The sequence below is a fragment of the Sphingomonas sp. 28-62-20 genome (assembly GCF_002281505.1).
In genome coordinates, this window is sequence record NZ_NCGH01000044.1 from 1 (window position 1) to 6,676 (window position 6,676).

The 6,676-nt window shown below is 61.2% G+C and carries 5 protein-coding genes; 3 read left to right on the forward strand and 2 right to left on the reverse strand.

From position 1 onward, the window contains the following. Both B7Y43_RS19450 and mobF read left to right on the forward strand, forming a co-directional pair. Positions 1 to 2,407 (forward strand): type IV secretion system DNA-binding domain-containing protein (locus B7Y43_RS19450; RefSeq protein WP_374133333.1); only part of this gene is annotated, 2,407 nt, incomplete at its 5' end. A 93-nt stretch (positions 2,408 to 2,500) separates the two neighbouring features. Then, entirely contained in the window at positions 2,501 to 5,527 is a 3,027-nt protein-coding gene (mobF, locus tag B7Y43_RS19455) for a MobF family relaxase (RefSeq protein ID WP_374133334.1), read from the forward strand. A gap of 49 nt (positions 5,528 to 5,576) precedes the next feature. Here the strand turns inward: mobF and B7Y43_RS19460 are convergent, their stop codons facing one another. Further along, positions 5,577 to 5,960 (reverse strand): hypothetical protein, encoded by a 384-nt coding sequence (locus tag B7Y43_RS19460; RefSeq protein WP_374133335.1) that lies wholly within the window; start codon positions 5,958 to 5,960, stop codon positions 5,577 to 5,579. Here B7Y43_RS19460 and B7Y43_RS19465 point away from each other — a divergent pair. Next, complete coding sequence (locus B7Y43_RS19465) at positions 5,959 to 6,168, forward strand: hypothetical protein (RefSeq protein ID WP_066274977.1); 210 nt, start codon at positions 5,959 to 5,961, stop codon at positions 6,166 to 6,168. The genes B7Y43_RS19460 and B7Y43_RS19465 overlap by 2 nt on opposite strands. Positions 6,169 to 6,283: 115 nt before the next feature. Here B7Y43_RS19465 and B7Y43_RS19470 read toward each other — a convergent pair. Next, a partial coding sequence (locus B7Y43_RS19470; RefSeq protein WP_374133336.1) for a hypothetical protein occupies positions 6,284 to 6,676 on the reverse strand: 393 nt, incomplete at its 5' end.

The window sequence follows — 6,676 nt, forward strand, 5'->3', positions numbered from 1 at the left end:
CGAGAGCATCATGGCTGAAGACATCCGGTTCAGCAAAAAAGCTGCCACTCTCACCCACGCTTCCGCGCGCGGAAAAGTGAAGCGGAACGCAGGCAATTTCACGCGCGGGTCGCAGCTGTTCCACCACGAAATCCTGATGACCTGGGCGGGCATCAGAATGCCCCTCTACGTCTGGGTCGGGACCGCCGTTGTACTGCTGTGCATCCTCGTCAGTCTGACCTTCAAAAACCACGAGGTGCAGCTCGTGTTGATGAAGCTCTACGCCGAGGCCTGGGGATGGGTGCAGCTCAATCCGAACAAGCCTGTAAACCTGACCCTTCCGTCGGGTCAAATGGTGCAAGGCACTATGTCGATGGTGCCCTATCATCCTGCCGTGGAAAGGGCTTGGGCCAAGGCCGTGCAGGTCAGCATTTCCGCAGGTCTCGGTGCAGCCTTTATCTGCGTGCCTCTGACCGTCTGGTTCGTCGACTTTTCGAAACGGCGCGGCACCGACATTTTGACCGAGCGCCATGAGCGCGGTGCTGTGCTTGTGACACACAGCGAGCTGGCTCAAGCCATCACCAGCCATAACTGGAAAGCGCATGTCAGCGAGTGCCGCAAGCGCACGCCGGCAGTCGACCCCGACAAGATCCTCGCGGAGCCATTGAAGGACCGTGTCCGGGCGGGTCTGCATGCGCCTTACCGTCTGGCAGGCGTGCCGGTTCCCTGGCGCCTTGAGCAAAGCCATGCGATGTTCATCGGGACGACTGGCGCTGGCAAGACAACCGAGCTCAAGAAGATCGTCACGCAGGCGCGCGAGCGCGGGCATCGCTGCGTCATTTTCGATCTGACCGGCACCTTCGTCGAGAGCTTCTATGATGCCGAAACGGACATCATCCTCAATCCGATGGACCGCCGCTGCGTGCCATGGTCGATCTTCAACGACTGCGACAACTACGCCGAATTCATGAGCGCTGCGACGGCGCTGGTTCCGAGCGGTCACAGCGCGGAGGATGACTTTTGGCAGAAATCGGCGCGCACCCTGTTCGTCGAGATGTGCGTCAAGATGATCAAGATGGGCGTGCGCTCAAATGGCGCGCTTTCCTACTTCCTGATGCAGTCGGATCTGAAGACGATCCATGCTCAACTTGAAGGCACGATTGCAGGGCCGATGATGTCGCCCGCCGCAGCCAAAATGGCAGAGTCGATCCGGACAACTTTCATCGCCAATGCGAATGTTTTTCGCTTCCTGCCCGAACCACCTCCGGGTGAAACCGGCTTCTCGATCAAGAACTGGATGACGACCGAGGTCAAGGAAGGATCGATCCTTTTCATTACCTCTACGCACCCGGACCTGGTCCTCAATCGCCCGCTCTTGACCCTCTGGATGGATCTCGCCGTCAATGCGCTGTTCCACATGGGACGGAGCCGCGATCTGCGCACCTGGTTTCTCATCGATGAGGTCCATGCGCTGCATCGTCTCCCGGCGATCGACCATGGCCTTCAGACCGCGCGCGCGTTTGGCGGCGCCTTCGTGCTTGGCATGCATTCCTTCGACAAGCTTGAAGAAACCTATGGCGAGAACGGGGCTACCAATCTGGCCTCGCTGGCGGGCACCAAGCTGATTCTCAAGACGGCCGATCCCGAGACGTCGCGGCGATGCTCCGAGTTCATCGGTAACCGCCAAGTCCGGATCATGGATGAAGCCTATTCCTACGGCTATAACGACAACCGCGACGCCTCGACGATCACGCCCCGTACCAACGTCGAAGAACTCGTCATGCCGGTCGACATCAGCGACCTGCCCAGCATGCACGGGTTCGTGAAATTCCCGGACGGCTTCCCCGCTGCCCGTATCAGGCTGACGTGGAAAGATTACGAACCCCGCGCAAAAGGCTTCGAGCGTGTCACCGACATGCGCGCCGCCGAATACACACCACCGTCCGGGGATGGCGCGGAATTGGGGGGTGGGGATAGGGAAGGCGCACAACCTGACATGGCGCCTAAGGAGCGGAAGGATCGCGAAGAGGTCGCGCTGAGTGAGGCTGAGCGGGCGGCACAGCAACTGAGGGAGGCGATCGAAGGGCCATTGAACCCTGAGCGCGAGCTGACCGGGGAGGAGGTAACACGCAAGATTGAGGATGAAGAGGAGCGGGCAGACTTCGAGCGAAAGCCAGCGCAAGGGGAGCTGTATGGCTATAACCGCCCTGGCAAGAAGGACCAGCGCGAGCGGCAGAACCTTGCCATGCGCGACAGCGAAGAGCGCAGCGCGCAAGCGAAGATCGAAGGGCCAAAGGGGCGAGCGCAGAACAGCAAGGCAGACGCGCAGGAGAGCGAGCTTTCCAAAGAGAACATGCGCGGCATCGGCAACGAAAGGCAGAGCCGTCAGGACCCTTCCATCGACGATGATCAGGAGCTTGGGCGATGAGCGCCGCAGCTCAGACCAGCCATGCGTGCCCCCTATTTTGCGCGCAATGTGCCGGGCCGATGCTCCGGCGCGAACAGGCAGGGGACGCCTGAAATGCTGTCGGTCGCATCAGTCGCATCAGCAGGCGGCGCCGCAAACTACTTCGCCAAGGACGACTACTATGTCGGCGATGGCCCTGCGGAGCTCAGCGAATGGGGCGGGAAGGGCGCCGAATCACTTGGTCTTGCTGGTCCCGTTGCCAAGGATGACTTCGAAAAAGTCCTCGATGGCAAACTGCCCGATGACACGGTCGTCAATGGCAATGCAAACCGCCGCTCGGGAATAGACCTCACATTCTCCATGCCGAAGTCAGCCAGCCTGCTGGCGCAGTTGGGCGGCGACAAGCGGATCCTCGATGCACAGCTGTCCGCAGTCAAGGCGACCATTGCCTATCTCGAGAAGCACTATGCGCAGGCCCGCGATCGATCACGCAATGCCAACGGCGAGGGTGTGGTCACAGGCAAGCTCCTCTATGCCCTGTTCCAGCACGACACGAGCCGGGCGCTGGACCCGCAGAACCATACCCATGCTGTCATTGCTGCGATGACACAGGATAAGGACGGCAACTGGAAGGCGCTGTGGAACGGAGATATCTGGAAGAACAACACAGTCCTTGGTTCCATCTATAACGCCGCGCTGCGGACGAACCTCGAGAAGCTCGGCTACGAAACCCAGATCACGGGCAAGCACGGCCAGTTCGAAATCAAGGGCGTGGCGCGCGATGTGATCGAAGCCTTCAGCCAGCGTCGCCTGACCATTCTGGCAACGGCCGAGAAACTCGGGAAGAGCGCAAACGACACAGAAGCCTTGCGTGAAATCACCAAGCGCACCCGCGATCCCAAGCTGAATCCGGATGACAAGCTGGCGCTCCGGCAAGAATGGGCCAAGCGCGCTGCCGGGCTGGGGTTCGATGCCAAGGCGCTGGTCGAACAGGCGCGCGAACGCGGCTCCGAGGGGCGCGAGAGCCCTTTGGGATCGCCTCAGCGGGTGCAGGAGACTTTGAGCGGGCTCCGCGACAGCGTGAAGCTCTACACTCGGCCAGCGGACACACTGATAACCAATGGCCTGCAACGGATCACCCTGACGCCCACGCAGCTGCGCACTGAGATGGCAACCGCTTCTGCGATCAGGATCATCGGCGAACGCGAAACCTCCTGGACCCGAGGCGACCTGGTCAAGACCGCGCTCGACCTCGGCGTAAAGGGCGTGACCGCTGACGGGGTGGAAGCACGGATCGGCGTCTTGGTGGCCGACGGGAGGGTGCTTGAGGGCAAGAGCGGCAGGCTCGATGGCCGGCCCGAGAAATACACCACACCCGAACATGTCGAGATCGAGCGGGCAACGCTGGCCAATGTCGCCGCGGGAAAGGATGCAGGCCAGGCCATCATCGAAGCCGCCGAGGCCCCCGGGCGCTTGCGGCAAGTCGCAGGCACTCATGACCTCAACGCTGAGCAGATTGCCGCCGGAACACTGGCGCTCGCCAGCAAGGACCGCACGGTCGTGATCCAGGGTGTCGCAGGTGCCGGAAAGACGACGATCATCTCGGCAATTGCGAGCGTGGCGCATCAGGAGGGAAGGGAGGTGATCGGCCTCGCCTTTGCCAACAAGATGGTCAGCGATCTTCGAACCGGGACGGAGATCCGCGGGCCAGACGGAGAGGTCGTCAGGCAGGAAATCGCAGCAAGAACCGTCTCATCCTTTGTGAATGAGCATCTGCGGCCCGCGCTTGCGGGCTCGGGTCCGAAGTTCGAGGCATCGCGCGAAGCCTTGCGCGGCAAAGTGCTGGTCTTGGACGAGGCGTCGCTGGTTGCGAACAAGCCGATGAATGACCTGCTCACGATCGCCAACCGGCTTGGTGTTGAAAAGCTGGTCATGATTGGAGACCGCGCCCAGTTACAGCCGATCGAGGCGGGCAAGAGCTTTTCGCTGATCCAGTCCGACAACCCCGCAATGGCTCGCATAGACACAAGTCTGCGGCAGCGCACCGAGCACATGAAAGAAGCGGCGGGCCTGGTGCGCGCCGGCATGTTCAAGGAAAGCTTTGCCTCGCTTGGCGAGCGCGTCGTGGAAGCAGGCGCAGACCACCTCAAGGTCACCGCTCAAAAATGGCTGGAGCTGTCGCCGGACGATCGCGAGCGAACCGCGATTTATTCGTCAGGACGAGCGGCGCGCGGCGAACTCAACCGGATGGTCCAGCAGGGCCTGAAGGCAGAAGGGGCGATCCAGGGGGAAGGGCTGAGGCTGACCACTCTCCTCCCGGCCCATGCGACGCGCGAGGAGCTGCGCTATGCCTCGACCTACAGCAAGGGCCAGCTGCTCGAAGTGAAGCGCCAGAACGCCCCGGGAGGGCTTGTTCGGGGCCGGTACGATGTCGAAGGCATCGACGCAAAGGGCCGGGTCATGCTGCGCGATGAAAGCGGCAAGCTGATCAAATTCGATCCGGCGGCAATCGACCCTTCGGACAAACGCGATGCCTTGAGGCTCTCCGAAAAGCACAAGGAGACAATCTACGAAGGCGACAAGATCCGCTGGACCGAAAAGGATGATGCCAGGGGGCTGATGAAGTCCGAGGAGGCGACAATCCTCGGGATCAGGGATGGGATCGTCACGCTCGAGAACAAGGCAGGCGAGACCGTAGAACTCAAGCAGAATGACCGCATGCTGGAGCGGATGGGGCTGGCCTATGCGATCAACATGCATCAGGCGCAGGGCGACACCCGCGACATGGCGATCGGTGAGATGCACTCATCAGCCCGACATTTGTCGAACCAGCGTCTGGCGCTGGTCATGATGACCCGGGTGCGTGATGACATCACCATCGTCACCAACGACCGCGATCGGCTCCTGGCGCAGATCGACCGCAACCCGGGCGACAAGACCAGCGCGCTTGAAACCCTTGGCGAAAAGCAGGTCGAGACGAAGCGCAGCGGCCGCGAGGCTGGCGAGTTTCGGCCCACAATTCCCGATCATTTGAGGGCACCCGAGGACAGGCAAGCAAATGCCTCGCGGATTGATCCGGCGAGCCTTCGGGCAACGCCGCAATTGGACGTTCCCGAACGCAACATCGAACGCAGCCGATAGGAGGAAGATCGTGACACAGATGGGCCATGCCGCAGCGGGTACGCCGCCTTCAGACAATTTCGAGATTCACCTCACGCAGCAGCTGACCCTGACCAATCTGGTGAACGAGGCAGGACTCTCGGAGATTGCGCGTGCCGCTGGCGGGGACAGCTTCGTGGTCTGCGATCTCACCACGCACGGGGTTCAGGGATGCGCTGATCTGCGAGCCGCCCTCGATGACCAGAAAATGGCCGCCGAGTTGGTGGCGATAGGTCTGATGATCCTTGTCGCAGTTCTGGTCGGCACGATCGCGGCCGCCTTTGTGAGGCTGGTGGCGCAGCGCGCGGCTCTTTTCAGGGAACGGCGCGCCGATGCCTTTCTCCCGTTGCACAAGGGTCGCGCAAAGCCCCTGAAACGGGCCGTCAAAATCATCATCAGGAAGGAGAACAGACATGGCATTTGACTACGAAGACGCAGGGACCTTTGGGAGTGAGCGCGAGGCGAAGGACTGGGCGCAGCGCAACAAGGTCGATCTGCGCGATCTCCACATCCGCAACGTCGGGGGGCAGCGCGTCGAAGTGGGTATCCGCAAGAGCGCCTACGACACCCGCGAAAACTACGACAACCAGCACGGCCAAAGGCGCGACGGTTTCTGGCGGTGAGAATCGCTCTGATATGGCCGGGTCAGGCAGCGACAGACTGGACAGACGCCACCCACCGCGGCGTCCAATCGGCAGCTTCGTTCTTGAGCTGACACGCTACGTCGTTGCGGGGTTCTTATGTGCTCGGGCAGTATTCAGGCAGCAGCATCATTTCGCTCCGCAGACCTGGGCGGCTCATCATGTCCGCAATCTGCGTCACTCGTTTCGTCATCGCGTCGAGCAGTACCACTTCAAGATCACGCAGTGCGTTGCCGTCTATGGCGGGAGGCATTATTGTGTCGCTGCGCCCAAGGTTATTCAGCAGCTTTAGCAGCTCCCAATCGCGGAGCACCTGGATTGACCCGGCCTCATCCTTGAAGGCTGCGATGACGATCCGCGTGATCGACTGATCCTGGCCAGTGACCTGGTCTTCGACGGACGCAATCAACAGGGGGCGATCTAGTCGAGCGCAAGTGGCGAGGCATGCTTCGGTTCGTTCTCCCTCTTTGAGAGCCCGATCAAAGAGTAC